The organism is Pseudoalteromonas peptidolytica, from assembly GCF_012641745.1.
GTDB classification, from domain to species: domain Bacteria; phylum Pseudomonadota; class Gammaproteobacteria; order Enterobacterales; family Alteromonadaceae; genus Pseudoalteromonas; species Pseudoalteromonas peptidolytica.
The window spans coordinates 32,647-58,285 of record NZ_WEHZ01000004.1; the positions used below are offsets into that span (position 1 = coordinate 32,647).

The following is a 25,639-nucleotide window of genomic DNA, read 5'->3' on the forward strand; positions in this document are numbered from 1 at the left end:
ATGAATACAAATATTGTTACTATACTCGCGGGTTTAGCGCGTACTCGATCTCAAGATATTGCCTATCAGTATTTTTACGATGAGGCACTACCAAGTAAAACCATTTCCTACCAAGAATTGCATGCACGTGCAGCATCCATTGCTGAGGTATTGAGTGAATATTTTGAGCCGGGTGACAGAGCATTATTACTATACAACTCCGGATTTGAATTTATAGAAGCATTTTTTGGGTGTTTATACGCTGGGATCATTGCGGTACCGGTTTATCCTCCTAAGAAGAATCAAAACGTTGATCGTCTGCGTGCCATCATTGAAGACGCAGGTGCCAAAGGCGCGCTCACCAGTGAAAAAATCAATGAAATCGCCAAGCCATTGCTTGATGCAGAGCCTAGCCTAGCGAAATTAGCACTATTTACTACTGATAACATTGCTCTTAAATCGACCACCCAACAGTGGCCTCGTGCAGACATTCATGGTGAGCAACTGGCATTTTTGCAATATACCTCAGGCTCGACGGGCACGCCCAAGGGCGTGATAGTAACCCACAATAATATTCTTGATAATCAGGCGCTAATGAAAGAAGCGTTTGGTCATGATAACAACTCGTCGGTCGTAAGTTGGTTGCCTCATTTCCATGATATGGGACTCATTTTTGGCATTATGCACCCAATTTACATCGGTGCGACAGCCGCGCTGATGAATCCGGCTTATTTCCTGCAAAAACCACTGCGTTGGTTAAAGCTGCTTTCCCAAACCAAAGCTTTAACGTCAAGCGCGCCAAACTTTGCCTACGATCTGTGTGTGGACACTGTTAAAGACGAAGATCTTAAAGACTTAGATTTGTCTCATTGGCGTTCGGCATTAAACGGCGCAGAACCAGTGCGTGCCAGCACGTTAGAGCGCTTTTATCAAAAGTTTAAAGTATGTGGTTTACAAAGAGCGAGTATCGCACCTTGTTACGGCATGGCAGAAACCACCTTATTTGCAACCGGAGGGCGGCTTCTAGAAAAACCAAGGATATTACGTATAGATGCGGCCAAGTTACAACAGGGTAAAGCCGAACAAGTCGCAGATGAAGGTACAATAGATGCGTTTTATGCGCTAGGTGAGGCTGATGATCAGCAGCCTTATTACGCCGTATCTTCTGGTGTGAGTTGGGGCGAGCATCGCATTGCGATAGTTAATCCAGAGTCTTGTGAAGCCCGCGATGATGGTGAAACCGGAGAGATTTGGGTAACAGGGCCAAGTGTAGCAAAAGGGTATTGGAATAACCCAGCGGCAACCGAGGCGACATTTCATGCCAGAATTAAAGGTGCTGACCAACGGGATTATCTGCGTACTGGTGATTTAGGCTTTATCCAGCGTGGGGAGTTGTTCGTGACAGGACGCGCCAAAGACGTACTTATCTTCCGTGGTAAAAACTACTACCCGCAAGATATAGAGCTGACGGTGACAGAAGCAAGTGACAGCTTAGAACAAAATGGTGGCGCGGCGTTTTCGGTCGCCGCTAATGGCGATGAAGAACGTTTGGTGATAGTACAACAAGTAAAACGTACCGCGCTTAGGAAGTTAAATGCTGAGCAGGTACTGCAGCAGATCACCGCAGCGATCGTTGAGCACCACGGCATTACGCCTTATGACATTGTATTGATAAAGCCCGGTCGCATTCACAAAACATCGAGCGGTAAAATTCAGCGCCAAGAGAACAAGCGTAGTTACCTAGCAGGTAACTTTGAAGCAATTGCGCGCGCCCGTGAAGCTGCTGTGTTACAGCAAGCTGAGACGCCATCGTCCTCATCGTCACTACAACAAATTCAGCGGTTATTACAAGAGTTAGTCGCACAAGAAATAGATAAGTCCGCGCGTAGTTTGGATATCGACGCGCCATTCTTAGCATTAGGTGTAGATTCGATGAAAGCGGTGCGGATCTCAGGGGAGTTAATGGAAGTACACCAGCTAGACCTTGAGCCTACGGTACTTTACGAATATCCTTCAATTCGCGAACTCGCCCAGTATTTAAGTCAGTTTAGTACGTTTGCTCAAGCTCTAGGGCAGACTGAGCTTAACGAGTCGAAAGGTACCACTCAGCAAGCGAATAAGAAGCAAGCCTCTCGCCGAACTGCACATATTGCGGATACAGATATTGCCGTGATTGGCATGGCCTGTCTTTATCCATCAGCAAATGGACTTGAGGCATTTTGGCAGCTGTTATGTCAGCAAGGCGATGGGATCACCACGCCAGATCCGAAGCGCCAGCAGCTTTGTCCTAACCTTGAAGCTGATCGACTCGGAGGTTATCTAGAGTGTATTGATGAGTTTGACGCTGCATTATTCGGGATCTCGCCACTTGAGGCCAAGCATATTGACCCCCAACATCGATTACTGCTTCAAACGGCTTATCACGCCATACAAAATGCCGGTTACCAACCCGCCACGCTCGCAGGTAGCGATATTGGCGTCTATGTTGGTATATCGCAAAATGACTACTTTTTATTGTCACAACAACAGCAAAAAAGTACTGCGTATTTAGGCACAGGCACAGCACTGAGTATTGCTGCAAACCGCATTTCTTATAGTTTTAATTTTACCGGCCCAAGTGTGGCGATTGACACTGCGTGCTCGTCATCGCTGGTGGCGCTTCATCATGCAATTCAAGCACTAAGAAATAGAGAAACGAACGCGGCATTGGTGGCGGGCGTTAATCTTATTCTGAGCGATGATGTGACTAAGGCCTGTGAAAACGCACAGATGTTAGCAGCAGACGGTCATTGCAAAACCTTTTCACAAGCAGCGGATGGCTATGTGCGAAGTGAAGGAGTTGGGGTGGTGATGCTAAAGCCGCTACAACAAGCCATGGCAGACAACGACCCGATTGTTGGTGTACTCAAAGGCAGTGCAATTAATCAAGACGGTCGCAGCAATGGTATTACCGCGCCAAATAGTGCCGCGCAACAGGCGGTGATCAATGCCGCCCTTGATAATGCCAAGATGCAGGCGGGAGATATCCACTATGTGGAAACCCATGGTACGGGTACGGAGCTTGGCGATCCTATCGAGATCACAGCATTAAACCGCACGTATGGAGAACACCATAGTCGTCATGATCCGGTTATTCTCGGTGCGGTAAAAGCGAATATTGGTCACCTTGAGTCCGGTGCGGGTATTGCTGGGCTTATCAAAACGCTACTGTGTTTACAGCATGGGCAAATTCCAGCGCAGCGTTATAGTGAGGTGTTAAACCCGCATATTCCATGGCAAAAGCTCCCGTTCATTGTGCCGCAAAGCACGCAGGCATGGCCTGTACAACAAGGGGGAGTAAGAGCCGCTGGATTAAGCTCTTTTGGCTTTGGTGGTACTAATGCCCATGTGATCTGCGCACAAGCGCCAGTGTCTAAACCCTATACGCAAGCTGAAGTAACACCGCCTTCGTGTTATCTATTGCCTCTGGCTGCTAAATCGAAAGCGGCATTGCAACAACTCGCTGGTCACTATAGTGAGCGATTGTTGAGTTTGACTCCTCAAGCATTTGATGACTTCTGCGCACAAAATGCCGAGCAAGTGCCGCTTAAAGGTGTGCATAAAACGTTTAGCAGTGTGAGTAGAGAAGCACTTATTGCGCAACTGAATAGTCCCATTATTGCTGAACAGTCCTCGGCAAACACTCCACCAGAAGTCGCGTTTTTGTTCACCGGGCAAGGTTCGCAATCCCCCTTGATGGCTCACTCTTTATATCAATACCATGCAGTGTTTCGCGGACACTTAGATGACATTGACAATTTGGTTGGGGAGCGCTTTGGTGCACGCCTGTTGGATGTGTTATTCGATCAAAAGCATAGTGAACTACTGGCACAAACACGTTGGACGCAAGTGAGCTTGTTTGCCGTCGAATACAGTGTGGCAAACTTATTGATACATTTTGGGGTAAAGCCATCTCAGCTGCTCAGTCATAGCGTTGGTGAGTATGCGGCTGCTTGTATTGCGGGTGTGTTTTCGCTTCGTGACGGCGTTGAGTTGATTGCAGCGCGTGGTCAGCTAATGCATGAATTACCGATAAAAGGCAGTATGATCGCCGCAAGATGTGATGAAGTAGCCGCACGTAATTGCTTGAACGAGATTCAGGGGCAAGTGGTTATTTCAGCCTTTCATGGTGAGGCTGGGGTGGTATTCTCCGGTGCTGAGGAAGCAATCTCAGCCCTCAGTGATGTACTTGCTGCACAGCAAATTAAAGTAACATCTCTGCATACGGCAAACGCTTTCCACTCTGCACTGATGAGCCCTATGCTAGACGCCTTTAGGGAAGTCGCTGAACAGGTTAGCTTTCAACAGCCTAAATTGCCTTTTGTTTCATCCATGACGGGGCAAGTAGAAACTGCACGCATTGCAACAGCTGAGTATTGGGTTGAGCAAATTATGGCTCCAGTTCGCTTTGTTGACTGTGTAACCGAGCTTGAGTCACTAGAGTATGGCTTAGCGATTGAGCTTGGTCCCAAACCTATTTTAAGTGGCTTAATACAAGAAAACAGTAATAACAAAGCGCTCAATTATGCCCATGTATTGCACCCCAAAGGCGATGATTGCATGAGGTTCGCCGAGTGTTTAGGCACATACCTCGATTTAGGCGGGGCGCTCAAATGGCAACAGGTGTATGGCAATCGTCCGAACGCTAGAGTGAGTTTGCCGCAATACCCATTTGATTGCAGCTCATACTGGGTTTTTGGTACTGAACAATCACAGCCCGAAGCTCTGACTGTGGTGGATACAAGTGACCGTGATGCACAAATTCGCAGCTTTGTGCTCAATACCTTAGCGGGACTCTTGTTGATGCCCGCTGAGGCTATCCAAACCAACCTCCCTTTGCTAGAAATGGGGGTTGATTCGTTGATGATCATGCAGGCCGTTAGAGTGTACGAGCGAGAATTCGGTTTAGAGTTTAGTGTTCGCCAATTTTATCAAGAACTCAGCGATGTCGATAAGTTAGTGGCCTATATTCAACACCATAGCGACTATCTCAAAGCGCCGCAAGGTTCACAGCAAGCTGGCAGTTTGCCATCACCTGTATCGGTAACGACGGATACGCCAAAAGGTAGCGCTGTAGAGGCTGACAGCCACACACTCGTTGCCATTTGTCAGGCGCAATTACAGGCGGCAAGCACAGTGACCAACGCTGAAGCAAGAGCTGCGTTAGAGGCCGTGGTGGGTCAGCAGTTACGCCATATTCAGGGCGTAAAAATTGAAAACAGTGCAGTCACCACAACAGCAACTGTGGTATCAAAACCCCAGCTGAGCAGCGCTCAATCAGTATTACCAGGCGCACAGCAAAAACAAGTGCAGCATGCCAATAGCAGCCCAGCCATACGTCAACACCTTGCTGCATTGAGTGACTCTTACATTGCGAAAACGCACAGTTCCAAAGCGCTAGTGAACGAATATCGCGCACGCCTTGCGGACTGCCGTGCGTCGGCGGGTTTTAGACTGTCGAGCAAAGAGCTACTTTATCCGGTGTTTTCTAAGCGCTGTGAGGGCGCATATATCTGGGATATTGATGATAATCGCTATATTGATATCACCATGGACTTTGGTACTAACTTATTTGGTCACAACCCTGACTTTATCAAAGCTGCACTGGCGCAGCAGCTTGAAGCGGGGATGCAGCTGGGACTGGCAAGTCCCGATGCGCCAGAGGTCGCCGCACTTATCTGTGAGCTGACTGGGCTTGAGCGGGTATCGTTTTGTAACTCTGGTACAGAGGCGGTAATGACAGCGCTACGCCTAGCAAGAACAGTGACCAAGCGCGATAAAATTGTTCAGTTCTCAGGTGCGTACCATGGTCACTATGATGGTACTTTAGCAACTGAATCGCCAGAGCACGGCGTAGAGGCAATGTGTGCTGGAGTGCGCTACGGCGCAATCGCCGATAATCTTGTTTTACCTTATGGTGATGATGAAGCGCTTGAGATCATTACCCGAGAGGCACAACATATTGCCGCGGTGATTGTTGAACCGGTACAAAGCCGTAATCCTGAAAATCAGCCTTGGGCGTTTTTACGTAAACTTCGTACGCTCACTGAAGCACACGGTATTGCCCTTATTTTTGATGAAATGATCACTGGCTTTAGAGCACATCCCGGTGGCGTTCAAGGTTTGCTTGGTATTAAGGCCGACATGGCAACCTACGGCAAAATCGTCGGTGGAGGTATGCCTATCGGTGTGGTCGCGGGGGCAGCCACCTATCTTGATGCCATTGACGGCGGCAATTGGCAATACGGAGATGATTCTTACCCTTTGACCGATACCACCTTCTTCGCCGGAACTTTTTGTAAACACCCAATGACCATGGCAAGCGCCAAAGCGGTGTTGCAAGCGATTAAGTCGCAAGGTCCAGCGTTACAACAAGGGATCAACGACAAAACCGCGGCATTTAAAGCACATCTCAATGCGTTTTTTGAAACCCATGATGTACCCATTCGAATAGAAGCGTTTGCCTCATTATTCCGTTTTCGCTTTTCGCAAAATCTTGATGTGTTCTTTTATGAAATGCTAGAGCGCGGTGTGTTTATCTGGGAAGGGCGTAACTGCTTTTTCAGCGCCGCCCATACAGATGAAGACATTGCTGCGGTGATAAACGCAGTTGAAGCCAGTGTACTTAGCTTAAAACGTGCGGGTTATTTTGGTGAAGCGAGCCAAAGTGATGACGCCGCTGCATTTCCACTTAGCCATAGCCAGCAACAGCTATTAGCGCTGGCATTGACCTCAAGCGATGGAGCGAGCGCATATCAATTACAAGCGACGGTAAAGCTCTCCGGTAAGCTCGACTTAGCACGGCTGCAACAAGCTGTTACTGCGCTCTGCCGCGACTTCCCAATCTTGCGTTTTGGTGTTGATAGTGAGCGCTTAATGCAATATTGCCGAGTGGAAAAAGCCGAGCTACATGTTGAGCCATGGAGCGAAGACGACCAAGCAGCATTGCAGGCGCGGTTATCTGCACTGCGTTATCAACCGTTTGACTTTGCAAAAGACCCACTTTGTAGAGTGGCATTGTTGAGTGATGGCAAAGCGCAGCACTATTTAAGTGTGGTGGCCCATCATGTGATCTGCGATGGGCTGTCACTACAAATGGCGTTAGCAGCGATTGCTGAGCGCTACAATCAAGATGTAAAGCAAAATGAGGCGGCAAGTCGAGCGGTTTCCTTTAGCCACTACGTTGATAGCTTGCAGGCATATTCACATTCACCGGAAGCTGCCAAAAACCAAGCTTTTTGGCACCACTGCTTAGCCAGTTCAACTCCGCTTGAGCTGCCAAAATCAATGGCGGTGAGTGCGGCTTCATTCCAAGTTAATCAACTTACATTACCCATTTCATCGAATGCAATCCGCAACACTGAGATCCTTGCCCAGTCTTTACGCTGTGGGCAATTTGCAACCATGCTTGCACTTTATTGCTTGTGGCTACACAAGTTAAGCGGCCAGACGGTAATAAGTGTCGGTGTGCCGGTATCAGATAAGCAGCGACTGGCATCACAGTTTGAGCCTGAGTTGCTCGACCAAGCGTTACTGGGCTATTGCACCAATATCTTACCCATGGTGGTTGATATAGCAGGCCTTAGCACTATCGGTGAGCTAGTACAGCGGGTGCAAAATATTTTACTTGATGCCTTTGATCATCAAACTCATCCATATGCAAGCCTTGCTGATGACCAGCTTATTCTACCTAGCACCTTGTTTAATCTAGATAAAGTTACCACTTTGCCGAGCTTTAACGGGCTGCAAGTTGAGGTGCAACCAAGTGTCGCTAAATTTGGCCAATTTGAACTGACGACAAATATGACCTGTATTGCGGGGCAGTGGTCACTGTTAGTGGAATATCACACTGCGCAATTTGATACTGAATTAATGACTCAGTATGTGGCTAAGTTTGTCCATTTGCTGTCGCAAGTTCAGAGTAGTACACCGATAGGGGCTCAAAATGAGCTGATGCAAAGTAGCGATGATGTGTATCGATTGGTTGAGTTGCCACTGCAACAAGAAAAATCGGTCAAAGTCGCGACGAGTTTCATTGAAACGTGGCAGCACAATGTGTCGCGTTGCAGCAAGCGTACAGCATTGGTAACGGATGATGTGAGTCTCAGTTATGAAGCGCTAGATGCGCGTGTTAATCAGCTCGCTCACTACTTGATGAAGCAACAGGTAACGCCTAATAGTATCGTGGCAGTAGCATTACCACGCAGGGCGGAGCTATTGATAGCACTTATGGCGGTGATGAAAGTAGGGGCGGCATTTTTACCACTTGACCTTACCTTTCCTGACGAGCGCATCGCGCATATTTTGCATGATGCCAAAGTGAAAGTTGTGCTGTGTGATGCCACCGGTGCGGAGTCTGCGTTATTCAACCATGGTGGTTTAAAGCGAGTCTGCATGGATAGCGATGCGGAAGAAATTGCCAAAAGTGCGACTCGCAGCCCAAGCTTACTAATTCAAGCTCAGCAGCGAGCATATGTGATTTATACCTCTGGCTCTACGGGGTTACCCAAAGGCGTTGAGGTCAATCACGGGGCATTTGCTAATTTGCTTGCATCTATGTGTCGTGAGCCGGGGCTGGTGGCAGATGACCGCTTATTGGCTATCACCACGGTGGCATTTGATATTGCCTTGCTAGAATTGTTTGGGCCATTACTGGTTGGTGCGTCTGTGGTGCTGGCAAGTGATGAAAGTATTAGCGATCCTGCTGTGCTTGGCGCGCTTATCGAGCAGCAACAAGTAACTGTAATGCAGGCAACGCCAACGTTATGGCAATTACTGCTAAATGCGGCGCCAGCATGTACCTCTGGCATCAAAGTGTGGAGTGGTGGTGAGCCTTTACCTCAGGCATTAGCCGAGCAGCTACTCAGCAACAGTAAAGCGCTTTATAACTTATACGGGCCAACCGAAACCACGATTTGGTCGGCGGTTGCACATATCGATAATGCCGCAGAGGTAACCATTGGTAAAGCGATACAAAATACCAGCTTATTTGTGCTCCCAACCGAGGGTCATGGTGAAGGGCTACCTTTACCCGATGGCGTATGGGGCGAGTTATACATTGGTGGTAGTGGCGTTGCTATGGGCTATTTACATCAAGCGGAGCTGACCCAGCAGCGCTTTATCAATCATCAATTTACAGCTTCTATTAGCCGCCGTTTATACAAAACGGGAGACAAAGCGAGGCGTTTGGCTGATGGTCGTTTTGAAGTAAAAGGGCGCTTAGATAACCAAATTAAGCTTCATGGTCACCGCATAGAGCTTGGTGATATTAGCCATCACTTGGGGCGGATACTCAATAGCGGTGAAGTCGATGTTTGTGTGCAAACACTAGCAACAGGCTCTTGTCTATGTGGGTATATCGTTGATGATGGTGAGTTATCTACCGAGTGGTCTTCACCTCGGTTGCGCCAAGCGCTTGGTGAGTGGTTACCAAGTTACATGGTGCCTGAGCATTTTGTCTGGTTAAGTCAGTGGCCGATGACGCCAAATGGTAAGCGCGACCGCAAAGCACTGCCAAAGCCTGTGACAGACGAAGCCTCAGAAATATGCACCTTGGCTCCCCGCACTGAAATAGAAAAACAGCTGCATCAGCACTATATCTCGCTACTCCCAGTTGAGCAGTTGGGCGTCACAGCACGTTTTGTGGATAGCGGTGGCAATTCAGTGATTGGCATGCAGTTGGTATCGAGGCTCAACCAAGCTTTCAATATTAAATTGACCATTGGCGACATCTTTGAACATGCCTGTATTGCAGAGCTTGCCGAGTGTATAGAAGCGCTGAAACAAGCCCATGATGCCATGGCATTGGAAGCGCAAACTCCAAATGTAGAAAAAGTCAGTGATATTGTGAGCGATCGTGATTTGAGCGCTGCACTACGTGATAAATCCATGACGGAGATGGACTTGTAATGATGGATAACTTTGCAATAAAACAGTGGTTAGATAAGCTTGATCGTCAACAGATTTATGTTTATTTACAGCAGGATAAATTAAAACTTAGAACACCGCTTGGGCAAGTGCCTGAGGGTATTCTGGATAAGATAAAGACACACAAAACTGCGCTTATCACCTACCTTCAGGGGCAACAAAAGCAATCTACCGCGCTATCTGCTGCGCAGCAAAGAATGTGGTTTATTGATAAGTATGAAGGAGGCACTGCGGCGTACAATATGGCAGGGCTAGTTAAATTATCGCAGCCATTTTTAGTCACGGATATTGAACAAGCCTTGAACCGCTTGGTAGCTAAGCACGATATTTTAAGAGCAAGATTTACCACGGTTGAAGGGAAGGTGGTTCAGCAAATTGAACCTGCCGAGGCGATGAAAATTGCGGTGATGAGCGTTAATGAGGACGCGCTGCCCAATCAGCTGCCTGAGTCGATTAAACAGGCGGTGCGCTATCAGTTTGATCTTGCCAGCGAGTCGTTACTACAAGTGACGGCATTAGTGCGCAACTCTCACACCGCTTGTCGCTGGTTACTAATAAATATGCACCATATTATTAGTGATGGTTGGAGCGTGACTGTGTTTATTAACGCGCTGCTACGTGAACTAACCGAGGAGCCTCTTGACTCTCCAGTATTACAGTATGGGGATTATGTGCACTGGGAGCAGCAATTAAGACAATCCCCAGACTATCAACAACAATTGGCTTATTGGACTGAGCAGTTAGAGGCATTTACACCGTTTGAATTACCCACCAGCTATCCCAGGAAAAAAGAGAAGCAGTACCAAGGTGGCACAGTTCGTTGTTCGTTTAACGCAGAGCAAATACAACGATTAGATAAAGCTTGCCACAGCGATGGCGTAACACATTTTACCGCCTTGCTGGGCGTGTTTTACATCTTGCTTTATCGCTACAGTGAGCAAGCCGATATTACCTTAGGGGTGCCGGTTGCAAATCGTCAGCAAAGCGAGTTTGAAACTATGCTTGGCTGCTTTATTAATACCTTGCCATTGCGAATGCAGATAAACGGTGAACACTCCATAAGTGAGGCGATTAAGGCACTACAAGGTCAAGTATTGCAAGGGCTTAGTAATCAAAACGCTGCCGTAGAAGACATCATTGAAGCGCTAGAGCTACCCAAATCCGCCGCGCATTCCGCCTTGTTTCAAGTGTTATTTAACTACAATGGTGTGGCAAGTAATAAGGTGTCGGTAAATAACCAATTAGAAGCCGAGTTAATTGCTCTTGATAATGGCACTGCGAAATTTGACTTAACCCTATCTGTTGATGATACAGATGATGCCTTTGTGTGTGACTTTGTTTATGCAACAGGGCTTTATAAGCATGTGCTTATTCAGCAATTTGCCGATGATTATTTGGCACTCGTCCAGTGCTACTGTGCTAAAGAAACGCTGCCGATTGATGACTTGGTGCTCAAATCAACGAGCGTATCGGCAAAGGCGGCGGATATCAATCACAACATCAGCCAGCCGGCGCTTGTGCCTCAAGCAATCAGAGATATAGCGCAAATTCAAGGTGAGGCGATTGCAGTGGTTGTGCCAAATACCAATGGCGAAGCATCACGCACCCTGACGTATCAGCAGCTACAAGATCAAAGCCTACAAATTGCCAACAACTTAGATGCTCCAGCGTCAATCATTGCGCTAATAACTACGGGTGATATGAGTGACATTGTCACTATGCTTGGCGTAATGCAAAGTGGCCGCGCGTATCTACCTATTGATGGCAATATGCCCACTGCAAGAGCGCTACAAATGCTAGGGCAAGCTGAGTGTAATACGGTGGTGGTAAGTGTCGAAACGCCTCTTTGCCAAGCGCTACATGAAGCTGACATCCAGGTTATTAAATATAGTGAGCTGAACCAAAACAAAGGAGCGCCGCAGCAAACTTATTCACCAAGTTTTGATGATAGCGCGTATGTGCTGTTTACTTCTGGCTCTACTGGTGTGCCCAAAGGGGTTGAGATCAGCCATGGCGCGCTGAGCCACTATTGCAGCAGTATTGCGGCGAGATTGAGTTACAACCAAGATACGCGAGCGGGCGTGGTCACAGGACTTGCCACTGACTTGTGCTTAACGGCTGTGTATCCGGTGCTTACTCATGGCGGCACTGTGGTGTTGACTCTTGCAAGCCAAGCGCCAGAGCCTGCCCAAATCGCAGCCAAGTTAGTGGCTGAGCAAGTTAACTTAATAAAATTAACCCCTTCTTTTGCCACCGTGCTGTTGCCTCAGTTTACGGAGCAAAAGCCCGCTATTTCGCAGTGGGTGTTAGGTGGAGAAGCGTTAGGTGAGCAGCTTGTTGATAGCATTCGCGCGCTGACGCCCGCGGCGCGTATTTTCAACCATTATGGTCCGACGGAGGCTTGTGTTGGGGTGATTTGTCATGAAGTGACTGACAGCAAGCTAACCGGCCACAGTTACCCAATCGGTACGCCTTTGACACATGTTGCTACCTGCGTACTCAACAAACAGGGGAAGCTAACACCCGCAGGTATGCCCGGTGAGCTCTATATTGGCGGGCCGAGCCTCGCCAAAGGGTATATAAATGCGCCTTTAGAGACCGCAGCTCAGTTTACAAGTAGCTTGCAACATAGTGTCCAATGCGCGCGTTTTTATCGCAGTGGTGATAGCGTTAGGCTGAATGCGAGCGGCGAGCTTGAATTTCTCGGTAGAATTGACAAACAAGCGAAAATTCGCGGTTACCGCGTTGACCTTAATGAAATAGAAGCTGCACTGGTGGCGCTTGATGAGGTATCGCAGGCTGCAGTCGTGGTGCGCAAGCTCGGCAAACAAGATGCCTTGGTTGCTTTTGTGGTAAGTATTGATGGCAGCCAGTGCGCCGCAACTAATCTGCGCGAGGCTATCCGCCAAGGCTTGAAGCGTCGCTTGCCTGAGCCGATGATCCCAAGCTGGATAGAGCTTTGCCAGCACTTACCCACCCTGAGTAATGGCAAGATAGACCGCCAACAATTACAGTCTTTGGCATTAACTTCTCAAAGCCAAAGTAGTGAAGTGACAAGTGCGTTGCAGCGACAGTTAATCGCGCTCTATCAAACCTTAACAGGCGCACCAGAAGTGGGGCTGCACGATAGCTTTTTCAGTATTGGTGGTCACTCTTTATTGGCAATGCAATTGCTCAATGAGCTAAGAGCTCAGCTCTCAGTGGAGGTGAGCTTAAAGCAAGTATTTGCCAATCCTAGCGTATTTGAGCTAAGTGAGATGTTGGCTAACTCTCAGTCTCAAGCTTCATTACCAAGTCTACAACCTGCACCATCACAGCCCAATTATCCTTTGTCATTTGCACAGCGGCGCTTATGGTTTGTTGATCAACTGCAAGGGCACAGCAACCAGTATAATCTCCAGGGCATATTTCAATTAAAAGGCAAGCTGAATGCTGAGGCCTTAGAGCAAGCCTTTATGACTGTGATTAAGCAACATCCGGTCTGGGCGTTTAATTACCATCAAAATGCGCAAGGAGAGCCATATCAAAGCGTTAATCTTGATGCTCGATTTGCCTTGGTTAAGCACGACTGGACTGATAAATCCGCTGAGCAACAAGCGCATGCGTTAGAGCAGGCTATCGCAGAAGATTACGCAACCAGCTTCGATTTAAGCCGTGATTTGATGCTACGCGCCAGTCTTTATCAACAAGAGGCGATGCAGGCTACCCTTGTGATCACCTTACATCATATCGCAGCCGATGGTTGGTCTATTGCTTGTTTGAGCGAAGCGTTAGAACAGGCATACAAAGCAGCGCTCAGTGGCGACACCCCAACATTGCAAGAGGTGCATTATGTTGATTATGTAATGTGGCAACAGCAGCTGGAGCAGAGTTCGCTATGGCAACAGGAGCTCGATTATTGGCGTATGCAATTACAAGGTCTGCCCAAGGTGCATGAACTACCGCTTGATTACCGCAGAGAGGCAACAACTTCTGCGCGCGGCGCGTTAGTGATTGAGCCCATACCAGCAGCGCTGGTCAGTGCGCTTCGAGCGTATCAAACTCGCTCAGGGCAAACCTTATTCGTGTTACTGCAAACGCTATTTTCCTTGTGGTTAAGCCGCTTTTCTCAACAGCGCGACGTGGTTGTCGGGACGCCGGTATCAGGGCGTCACCTTAAAGCATTTGAAAGTATGATTGGTAACTTTATCAATACCTTAGTGCTTAGGAGCAAGTGGAGCGAAGACACCACCTTTACCCAAGCGCTACAGCAAACTCAAGGCTTACTAAACGACGCGTTGCAACACCAACATATTCCCTTCGATGTGTTAGTGGATGAGCTAGACATTGAACGCTCAAGCACTCAACATCCGCTGCATCAAATCGTGTTTCGGGTAAATAATCAGGTAAATGAAAACCTTACGCTAGAACAATTGGAAGTGACGCCTTGCCAAAGTAAAGTACGCGGTGCCAAACTAGATTTGGAAGTTGCAGTGATAGATGAGGGGGATGTACTCACCGTTGAATGGCTTTATGACAGTAACTTGTGGCAAGAAGCGAGTGTAGTTAGTTTCCATCAGCAGTTTTGTTATGTGTTATCGCAATGCCTTGCAGAGCCAAATGTCCCGTTGTCAGCATTGTCATTGTGGCCCGCTGAGCAGCAGTTAGCGCTATTAAAACAGCAGCAAAGTGTTGCAGTAGAAGTGACAGAGCAACAGCCATGGGTGGCTCAGTTTAGTCAAGCAGCTCTTCAGGCTCCACTACAGACTGCGGTGCGCATGGGGGAGTTCTCTTGTAGTTATCTCACCTTAGAAAAATGCGCGAATCAACTTGCTAATAGCTTATTAGAAATGGCATTTGCCGAGCAAAGTCGCATTGCTATTTTACTGCCATCTTCCAGTTACATGGTGGCTGCGGTGCTGGCAATATTAAAAGCGCGCCATATCTATGTGCCCATTCATCATGACACGCCAACCGATACCTTAGCCTACATCATGAATGATGCAGACATCGTATTGACGCTGGCACTAAGTGAAGATGCCGAGCGCTTGATTGAAGCCGGGAGTGACTTTTTGTTGCTTGATGATTTGTTTGAAGCCGAGGGGAATTTTGCGTTTTACGATACCAGTTTGTTGGTAGATGAAGACGCTGCTGCATTTAAAGAGGCCGAGCTTGCTTATGTTATTTATACCTCAGGTTCAACTGGGCAGCCAAAAGGGGTGCCCATTAGTCATAGCAACCTCAATAATTATCTGCGTTTTGCGTCTCAGCGTTACCTGCCACAATCCGGCGATATAACCAAAGCTGTACTTAGTACACCGCTGGCGTTTGATGCGACGGTGACCGCCTTAGTGCCTATTTTAATGCGAGGCGGAGAGCTTGAGCTGCTTCCCTCGGGGGCTGAATTGTTGCCTGCATTACATGAACAGATTTTTGCCGCGACGGAAGCTAAATTATTCAAGTTAACACCAGCTCATTTACGCGCGGTATTGGCATTAAGTGACGCACAAACTTATAGCAATATTGCTCACCGATTTGTGGTTGGCGGTGAAGGGCTGAGCGCAGCCTTGGTTGATAAGCTGATGGATAAGCTCCCTAATGCTCAGTGGATAAACGAATATGGCCCAACTGAGGCAACAGTCGGCTGTAGTATCTATGCTGTAAGCCGTGAGTCGCGCCACTTGTTAGCGGGTCATGAGGAAGTGCCGATTGGTCATGCTATTGATAATATGACCCTTGCAGTGGTCGACGAGTTTGGCCAGCTGGCTTTACCTAATATGCCCGGAGAGCTTTGGCTTGCGGGAGATGGGGTGTGTGAAGGCTATATTAATCTCGCGAGTGTGACGCAAACACGCTTTGTTGAGCAAGCAGTGTCTACGTCTGGTACTTCAAGCATGCGTTGGTATCGCAGTGGCGACAAGGCAAAGTGGCAGGCGAATGCGCGCGGTGAGGCAGACTATCTTTGTTATTTGGGGCGGTTAGATGAGCAAGTCAAACTGCGCGGCTACCGTATTTCTCTTGTGGCAATCGCTCATCAAATCGACGCGTTGACACAAGTAAAAAGCTGCGCTGTGAGTGTTGATGAAGCGCAAGAAAGCCTAGTGGCTCATGTGGTCTTACATGACGAGGCTAAGCTCACACTTGTGCAGTTGCGCCAAGCTTTATCGCAGTCGCTGCCCAGTTACATGTTACCCGCTGCACTGGATATCGTTGCTGATATTCCGCTGACTGCAAACGCAAAAGTAGACAAGCAAGCATTACAGCTTGCCTATCAGGCACAGGCGAAAAGCCATGAGGTCACCGAGGTAATTGATGGATCTAAGCTCACGGACATACAGCGTTATTTACTTGAGTTATATCGCGAGCTTCTGCCGAGCCAAGTACAGAGTATTAACGACAGCTTCTTTGACTTAGGCGGGCATTCGCTGCTGGCTATTAAAGTGATAAGCCGAGTGCGCAGTGAGCAGCGGCGAGATATCACCTTACCACAACTTTTTGATGCACCGAGTATTGCAGCATTTGCTGAAGCGATAACGACAAGTTCGATGATTGCGCACAGCAATACCATTGAGCCGGTATCAAGGGCCCAAGCGTTACCTTTGTCTTTTGCTCAGCAGCGTTTGTGGTTAATCGACCAGTTACATGAGCAAAGTGTGCAATACCATATGCCAGCGAGCTATTGGTGTGAAGGTGCCTTAGATATTGACGCTTTAACACAAGCGTTAAGCGCGATTGTTGCACGTCATGAAGTACTCCGTACGGTCATCGTTCCTGCAAGTGGTGATCACGGTGCTGTGCAGCAAGTTCGTGATCAAGTAGCCTGTCCTGTGGAATTAGTCGATTTGTCTGGGCTGAATAACGCAGAGCAACAGCAGCGTTGGCAAACATTGCAGCAACAATCGCTCAGCAAGCATTTTGATTTATGCCAAGACACTATGCTGCGCGTGATCTGTGTACAGTTTAGTCACAACCAATTTGGACTTTTGTTTAACATGCACCACATTGCCAGCGATGGTTGGTCAATGGCGCTGCTGGCGAAAGAATTTGTGGCGTTTTATCGGCACTTTAGTGAAACGCCAGCGCATTCGTTGCCAGAGCAATACGCTAAGCCGCTAGCGGTGCAGTATGCAGACTTTGCCTACTGGCAGCAAAAACAGCAAGATAGCTATCAGGCGGATCTTGCCTATTGGCAAACTCAGTTGCAGCAATGTCCTGTTGTTCATGAATTACCGCTGGACTTTGAGCGACCACAAGTTCAGTCCCTTGATGGTGAGTGTATTCGTCATACTCTTACGACGTCGCAAGTTGAGGCGATAAAAGCGCATTGCCAAGCACAAGGAGTAACCTTGTATATGTGGTTGCAAAGTGCCTTTTCGCTGTTGATGCTTCGTCTTAGTCAAACGCAGGATATTGTTATTGGCTCGCCCATTGCCGGACGTGAGGTAAAAGAGTTAGAGGGATTACTGGGCTGCTTTGTGAATACTTTAGCTATTCGCACTCGCAAAGTGGGGTCGCCTTCATTTAACGATTGGCTAAGTGAGCAAAAGCAGGTGATTTTAGCGGCGTTTGCCCATCAGAGTTTACCCTTTGAACAACTTGTTGATGCCATTAATCCTCCGCGCAGCTTAGCGCATTCACCCGTGTTACAAATACTCTTTGCACTACAAAATAACGAACAAAGTGACTTCGAGCTACCTCATCTTAAAATCGAGCAACAGCTTGATCTCAAGCCTGCAATGAAGTTCGACTTAGAAGTCAATGCACAAGAATTTGGCAGTGAGATTGCAGTGCAGTGGAATTATGCCAAAGCCTTGTTTAAGCACAGTAGCGTACAGGCGATGAGTGATGCTTTTGTGACGTTAATTGGCGCGGCGCTGAAAAGCCCTGAGCAAAGCGTAAATACCTTACCATTAGTTGATAGCAAAACACTCAGCGAGCTAGGGCTTACCGCGCAAGCACAGCCGCAATCTCCTTGGTTTATCAGCGATAAAATACAACATTTTGCTCAGCACCACGCGAACCATAATGCTGTACGAGATATGACTGGCAAGCGGTTAAGTTTTGGCGAATTGGAGCTACAAAGTAACAAGCTAGCGCGTTATTTGGTTGAGCAAGGCGTAACAGCAAAGTCGCAGGTCGCAATAAGCTTAGCGCCAAGTTGTGAGCAAGTTGTGGCACTGTTGGCAATCTTAAAAGTTGGGGCTGTGTATGTGCCGCTTGACCCCAATGCACCGAGTCAGCGTCAGCACTATATATTGCGTGACAGTAAAGCGACTTGCCTTATCACCACCTCAGCGCTACTTCCAAACAGCACAGATCTCAGCTGCCATGTGATGCTAATAGACACCGAGCAGGATTGGCAGAACATGCCTGTAGAGGCGCTTGCGCCATTAAGTGATATTGATGCGCCAGCTTATATAATTTATACCTCAGGCACCACAGGGCAACCCAAAGGCGTGATGATAAGCCATCGAAACTTGCACCTTTATCTTGAGCACGTGAGCCGTAGTTATGTCAAAAGCGATTTACATGAGAGTGTTGTCAGCACACCTTTAGCATTTGATGCGACAGTAACGAGCTTATGGGGCGCGCTGGTTAATGGTCTTGGCGTTGTATTGTTAAGCGATGGCGGGCAGTTAATCACAGAGCTAAGTGAATGTTTAGCGCGCGAAGAAGCGCTGTTGTTTAAGTTGACACCAGCCCATTTGCAAGGCGTGCTGGCACGATTACAACCAAGCAATGCAGCGCACCACATTGTGGTGGGGGGAGAAGCCCTATCTAGCAGCGTGGTGGCTCAAGTTGGAGCACTGGTGCCACAGGCTCATTTTTACAACGAATATGGTCCAACAGAAGCAACGGTTGGGTGCTGTGTGTATCGCTGTAGTGGCCAAGATGCGGTTGCGCTTGCACAGCAATCACAGCGCTTTGTGCCAATTGGTAACGCCATTCAAGGCACTGATTTGGTGGTATTGGATCAGCATCAACAGCCTGTGCCTATGGGCATGCCCGGTGAGCTATACATCGCAGGCGATAATGTGGCTCAGGCGTATTTTGGGTTGCCTGAACTCAGCGCCAGTAGATTCGTGTCATTGTCTTTGATGAATAACTCGCAGCGTTATTATCAGACGGGGGATCAAGTGCGCTGGCTGCTAGATGAACAGGGCTGCCCTTGCGTGCTGCAGTTTATTGGTCGTCGAGACAATCAAGTTAAGCTGCGTGGTTATCGCATTGAGCTTGATGAGATCGCAGCTCAGCTTGAGCAACTAGATGTAGTGCAACAGGCACATGTGTTACTTAACGAAAGTAAAGATAATTTACTGGCCTGTGTGGTGCTAACGACGCCATCGCACAGTGATGCCATCTGTGAGCTTGAACAAGCGCTACAGACTCAGGTTTTAACCTCGTTAGCAGAGGTCCTGCCAAGTTATATGTTGCCTTACAAACTGTATGTATTGACTGCTATGCCGCTTACCAATAACGGCAAAGTAGACGCAGGAGCACTTGCACAACTGGTGCAGTCGCAACAGGCGCAAGCGCTTACAGCACCTTTAGCTCCTATGACTGAACTACAAACGCTACTGGCAGAAATTTTTGCTCAAGTGCTCAATACTCAAGTTCGAGATATTAACAGTAACTTCTTTGAATTAGGGGGGCACTCTTTATCAGCAAGCCAAGCGGTTGTCTTAATTGAACAGGCGCTTGAGGTGCCCATTACCTTAAAAGTATTGTTCGAGCGGCCAAGTGTTCGTGCACTTGCAACTTGGTGTGAGATCCATCGTGCAGCCAGAGCAGCAGACGAAAACGGTCAGTCTGAGGAGATGTTTTTGTGATGAATGAACAACAAAGACAGATAGAGGCATTGATCGCAGAAGCATTGGCAGCTGGCGTGACCTTGTATGAAAAAAACGGTGGCTTGGCATTTAAGCAAACCGCTGGGTTTCCTCCCCAGTTAAAACAGCAAGTAGTTGAATATAAATCAGAGATCATTGCCTACTTTCAGCAGCAAAGCCGTGATATGGCGAAATCTTCACCGCACATTATCGCGCAGCCAAATGCGAGGAAGGACTTACCGCTGAGCTTTGCACAAGAGGGGCTTTGGTTTATAGAGCAGTTGCAAGGCAGCAAGCAGTATTATATGCCTGCCGAGTTTTTGTTACGCGGCGAGCTTAATATTCCCGCAATGCGCAGCGCTGTGCAAGATGTGGTGCTACGCCACGACATACTGCGCGCTAGGTTTGTAAAAAATGAACAAGATGGCCAACCCCAGCTGCAAATAACGGATGATATTAGTGCGCCGTTCGAGTGGCTTGATGCCAGTGTAGCTGCTGAGGAAACAAGGCAAGCCTACATCGCTTCGCGCATCGCAGCACGTCAAAACAAGCCTTTTGACTTGGCTCATGATTGTTTGCTTCGCGTGCTGGTGGTGAGTGATGGCGATGAACATCACCTTGCATTTAATATGCACCATATCGTCTCTGATGGGGCGTCAATGGCGTTACTTGCACAAGAAATCGAAGCTGGCTATTGCAAACACCTAGGCGCACCGTATACACCGCTTCCACCCATTCAGGTGCAATATAGCGATTTTAGTCAGTGGCAGCGAGCACAGCTAACACCAGAGCGTATCGAAGCACCACTGGCGCAACTAAAACAGCAATTTAGCGAATTAGCGCCGTTGCAATCATTGCCTTGTGATTTTGTTCGTCCTGCGGTTCAGTCATTAACAGGGAGAGTATATCGTCAAGCGCTTGATATGTCGTTATTTGCGGCGATTTCGACACAGGCGAAGTCGCTCCAACTGACCCCCTTTATGTGGCTGCTCAATACCTTTATGTTGTTTATCGCAAGGCTTACGCAATCGCAGCAGGTAGTTGTAGGCACGCCAGAGCTTGGTCGCCATCACCCCGAATTAACACCGTTAATTGGCTTGTTCGTTAATACCTTGGTGATGCAAGCAAAGCTTGAAAGTGATATGCCATTTAGCCAATGGTTGCAGCAACAAAAAGACCTCAACTTAGCGGCATTTGAATACCGCGATATTCCTTTTGATAAAGTGGTTGAAGCCGTTGGCGCTCCACGAGATTTAAGCCACCACCCGCTAGTACAAATATTATTTACACTGGAAACCCATGATGAGCGTGCTTTTACGCTTCCGGGATTATCAGTTCAAGAAGTGCAAAAAAAGCAGGCGGACAGCACTCCAGTAAAGTGCGACTTAGAACTCAATGCGGTGATTGATGAGCAGGCACTTTATTTACATTGGAAGTTTGATAGCCATCTTTACACAGAAGAGACCATCAAACATTGGGCGGATTGCTTTCATACGCTACTTCAAGCGTGTGTTACAGCGCCTCATACCGCCGTTGGTGAACTTGCGTTACTGAACCAAAAACAGCAGCAAGCTTTAATAACGGGCGCGCAATGCCATGGGGCAATTTGGCCTAAGCAAGACACCATCACCAGTTTATTCATGCGCTACGCCGAGCGCTTTGCCACACGCACCGCCGTGCAAGATGGCACGACTGTGCTGAGTTATCGTGGGCTTAATACCCGAGTCGATGCGCTGGCGGTAATGCTGTTACAACAAGGCGTCACGCCACGAACCATGTTGGTGGTGAGTGTATCACGCAGCGTTGAGATGATAGTGACCCTGCTGTCGGTGCTTAGAGTGGGTGCCGCCTACGTGCCAGTAGATCCCGACTACCCGCAAGAACGCATTGAATATATTCTGGGAGATGTGCAAAGCCCCTGGCTGCTTTGTGATAACGCCACGCAGGCACAGTTTAGTCAGCTTTCATACCAGCTAATTAATGTGTCACAGGCAGAACATCAAGTCAGCCGCGAAGCCCTCAAGCAGCTTGATGCTATTCAGATTGAGCCGCAAGACTTGGCTTATATGATCTATACCTCTGGCACTACAGGGCGACCAAAAGGCGTACAAATTGAGCACCGTCATGCGGTGCGGTTACTCCATGTTGAGCCCAACTTATTCGATTTTAATGAGCAAGATGTTTGGACCTTGTTTCATTCTTTCTGCTTTGATTTCTCTGTGTGGGAAATGTATGGCGCGTTACTCTTTGGTGGTCGTCTTGTGGTTGTGGATAAAGCCACTGCGCAAGATACCCAAGCTTTTGCTCAGCTGTTGGTTGATGCCGAGGTTACGGTCTTAAATCAAACACCAAGTGCGTTTTACGCGCTACAAGCCACGCTACTCAATGACAGTCATTTGGCGAGTCAATGTGCAGTGCGGTACGTAATTTTTGGTGGTGAAGCGCTACAGCCTAGTAAGCTACAACCTTGGGCACAGCAGTTACCAAGTTGCCAGTTAATCAATATGTATGGCATCACTGAAACCACGGTACATGTTACGTTTAAGGCGCTGGAGCCTGCGGATCTGATGCTTGGCACCAGTAATATAGGTCGTGCTATTCCGACCACCAGCTGCTATGTACTTGATGACAAGCAAAGGCTCTTGCCGCAAGGTGCCGTGGGCGAGTTGTACGTAGGTGGCGAGGGGGTTTGTCGGGGGTATTGGCAACGTGACGAGTTAAACGCGACACGCTTTATTCAAAACCCATTTAGTGCAGCACCCGAACAGCGGCTATATCGCTCGGGCGATCTCGTGCGCTTAATGGCTAGTGGTGAGCTGAGCTACGTTGGCCGAATTGACGACCAAGTAAAAGTTCGGGGTTATCGTATTGAATTAGGCGAAATTGAAAACCAGTTGCGCCACCATCCCGAAGTGGCTGAGGTCACTGTGCTGTTAAATCGGCAAGACCCAGAAAATGTCTGGATCTGCGCCTTTGTGGTGTTACACAAACAGGTCGAGTTCGATGACATCACGTTAGTCATGCAGCAATTTTTAAAACAAAATTTACCTGACCATATGTTGCCTGCCAAAGTGCAAGCGGTGGCAGCTATGTCACTGACCAGTAATGGAAAAGTCGATAAAAAAGCACTATTGCAGCAACTTGATACGAGCTTTAACGAAAACACTTATGAAGCACCGATTGGCGAGCTTGAAACCCAACTTGCAAGCTATTTTTCTGAGATCTTGCAGTGCGAATCAGTTGGTCGCTATGACGACTTTTTTAGACTCGGCGGGCACTCACTACTTGCTGCAAAACTGGCAAATCATATTCGCAAAACGCTACAAATTGAGTTACCGCTGCAAACGATTTTTACGCACCCTACGGTGCAAGGTTTAGCGACAGCACTTGAAAAGCAAGGCACGCAGCTAAGTACAATTGCTGTGGTGGATAAAGCTAATGGCGTGGTGTTGTCTTTTGCTCAGCAGCGTTTGTGGACATTAGATCAAATGCAGCAGGGCAGCCAGCAATATCAAATTCAAGCGTTATTGGCGTTTTCAGGGGAGCTTGATCTGAGCGCATTCGAGCAAAGTTGGCAAAAGATGCTGTCACGGCATCAGGTGTTGCACTCGACTATTACCAACACTAATGATGGGCCTAAACAGTATCTTGTCACTTTGCCTGAGCATTTTGTTACGCTTATTGACGTCTCCACGCAATCACCGTTGTGGCAAAACTTGCTTTGGCAGCGCGCGGTACGAGACGACCAAACGCAGGGTTTTGACTTTAGTAAAGATCTAATGATCCGTGTAACACTAGTTCGCTTTTCATCAGGCTACCATCGCCTTATTGTCAACATGCACCACATTGCTAGTGATGCTCGCTCCATTGAAGTATTAATGCGAGAGCTTACGCAATTTTATGCCCATTACGCCCAAGGCTGTGAACTTGCCCGTGACTTGATTACGCCACCTGAGGTGCAATACGCGGATTATGCTCATTGGCATCGAGCACAGTGCCAAGGCGCGCAGCAAAGTGCAGACATGAAATTTTGGTCAGCGCACCTTGATGGTGCGCCACCACTGCATCAATTACCGCTCGATACGCCGCGTGGGCAGGCCATGAACAATAGCGCGCAAGCATTTGAGCAGCAGCTAAGCGCAGAGACATGGCAACAGCTACAACAGCATTGCCAGCGCTTGGCAATAACCCCATTTATTTGGCTGCATAGCGCGTATGCGGTGATGCTCGCCAAGTTTAGCAAAGTGGATGATATTGTGATTGGTGCGCCATTTTCAGGGCGGCATCACCCACACGTGGAGCAGTTGATAGGCTTTTTTGTTAATGCCTTACCGATTCGCGTGAAGCTCGATTGGCAGCAGAGTTTCAGCCAACTACTCGATATACAAAAAGAGCAGATTGAACAAGTACATCAACATCAATCTTTGCCCTTTGAGCAGCTCATTGATCATCTTGGTGTTAGCCGAGAGCTGAGTCACCAGAGTGTTTTCCAGTTGAGTTTTGCATTTAATCCCGAGCCACAGCACACACCAGAGTTTGTGGGGCTCAGCACGGAAGTTTTAACGTCAGAAAACGCGCGTGCCAAGTTTGATCTAGAGCTCAGTGCCACATTAAGTGGGCAAGGGTTGCGATTGCACTGGCTATACAACAGTGGACTATTTGAAAAAGAAATGGTGGCTAGCATTGCAGAGTGTTTTAACCTTGTAATTGCGCAGTTACTCGCGCAACCTGATTGCGCTCTTGCGGATATAAAACTTTGCAAGGAGCAGCCGCTAGCGGATTATGCGATTTCAGGCAAGTCAGCGCCGGAACACATAGAGCAGTCAGTGCTTGAGCAAATTGAGCGAAATATGGCAGAGCCTGCACAAGCTGAGCGGCTCGCAGTAATTGACACAAACTCAAAGCAAACCTTGAGTTATGGTGAGCTTAATGAAAGAACCAAGGCATTGGCGGCGCTGTTATTAAGCGAAGGGCTGCAATCAGAGCAGCCTGTGCTTGTTGCGATGACGGGTAGCGCAGATCTCATTGTGGCGATGTTGGCTGTGTTAAAAGCGGGTGGATGTTATGTACCTGTGGACCCTCATTACCCTCAAGCGCGAGTGAATTACATTGCCAAAGACAGCGGTGCCGCGCTGGTTTTAACAAAGTGTGAGTTTGCCGCTCGCTTTGAGTCAGCAGAGTTAGATGATAACCACATTGACGCTGACTACCGCTCCCCACATGTCATTTGTGTTGATGACGCCGACGTGCGAGCGCGTCTTGCTGCAATATCAATACCTCAGCAGTTTCCAGAAGTTAACGTGGAGCAGTTGGCTTATGTGATTTATACCTCTGGCACGACAGGTAACCCCAAAGGCGTAATGATAGCTCACCAAGGATTGGCGAATTTATGTGCTTGGCACCAGCGAGCCTTTGCGGTGGATACTCATAGTGTTGCAAGTCAAACCGCCAACCCCGCCTTTGACGCGGCAACGTGGGAGGTTTGGCCTTATTTATGTGCCGGAGCGAGTCTAGTGTGTGTAACAAAAGCGGTGCTACAGTCACCGGCCGAATTAACAATCTGCTTCAATACATATCAAGTCACGCATAGTTTTATTGCAACGCCAATCGCTCAAGCGCTGCTCACCGAGCCTTTGTTTAACCCGCAAAGCTTGCGCTATTTATTGGTGGGTGGCGATAAACTTGGTGCGCTGCAAGCAAAAGAGTACGGATTTACCCTAGTCAATAACTATGGGCCCACCGAAGCCTCGGTGGTCGCGACTTCAGGCTTGGTTGAGTTTGACGAACAGGTGCCAGATATCGGCTTACCCGTCGACAATAGCCAGCTATTTATTTTAGATCCACAATTGCGCGCTGTGCCTCAGGGGATGATTGGTGAGTTATAT

The 25,639-nt window shown here is 48.1% G+C and carries 3 protein-coding genes (1 of these 3 cut by a window edge); all 3 read left to right on the forward strand.

All coding sequences use genetic code 11. The features are described from left to right. Tightly spaced (each overlapping or abutting the next), the 3 genes in view from F9Y84_RS03845 to F9Y84_RS03855 form a layout consistent with a single transcriptional unit that may run on beyond the window. Nucleotides 1–9,927: a non-ribosomal peptide synthetase/type I polyketide synthase gene (locus F9Y84_RS03845; RefSeq protein WP_147389630.1), complete on the forward strand. Its 9,927-nt coding sequence runs from the start codon at nt 1–3 to the stop codon at nt 9,925–9,927. Then, the gene (locus F9Y84_RS03850; RefSeq protein WP_147389629.1) at nt 9,927–19,754 is read left to right on the forward strand and encodes a non-ribosomal peptide synthetase; all 9,828 of its coding nucleotides are present in this window, start codon (nt 9,927–9,929) and stop codon (nt 19,752–19,754) included. Before F9Y84_RS03845 ends, F9Y84_RS03850 begins: the two co-directional genes overlap by 1 nt. Further along, nucleotides 19,754–25,639 carry the 5' portion of a non-ribosomal peptide synthetase gene (locus F9Y84_RS03855; RefSeq protein WP_147389631.1) on the forward strand. 6,171 nt of this gene lie beyond the right edge of the window, so the window shows 5,886 of its 12,057 coding nt (coding positions 1–5,886); it begins with the start codon at nt 19,754–19,756; its stop codon lies off the right edge, out of view. Before F9Y84_RS03850 ends, F9Y84_RS03855 begins: the two co-directional genes overlap by 1 nt.

Coding starts and splice junctions, on each gene's coding strand:
- F9Y84_RS03845 (WP_147389630.1), top strand. CDS start 1: ATGAATACAAATATTGTTACTATACTCGCGGGTTTAGCGCGTACTCGA.
- F9Y84_RS03850 (WP_147389629.1), top strand. CDS start 9,927: ATGATGGATAACTTTGCAATAAAACAGTGGTTAGATAAGCTTGATCGT.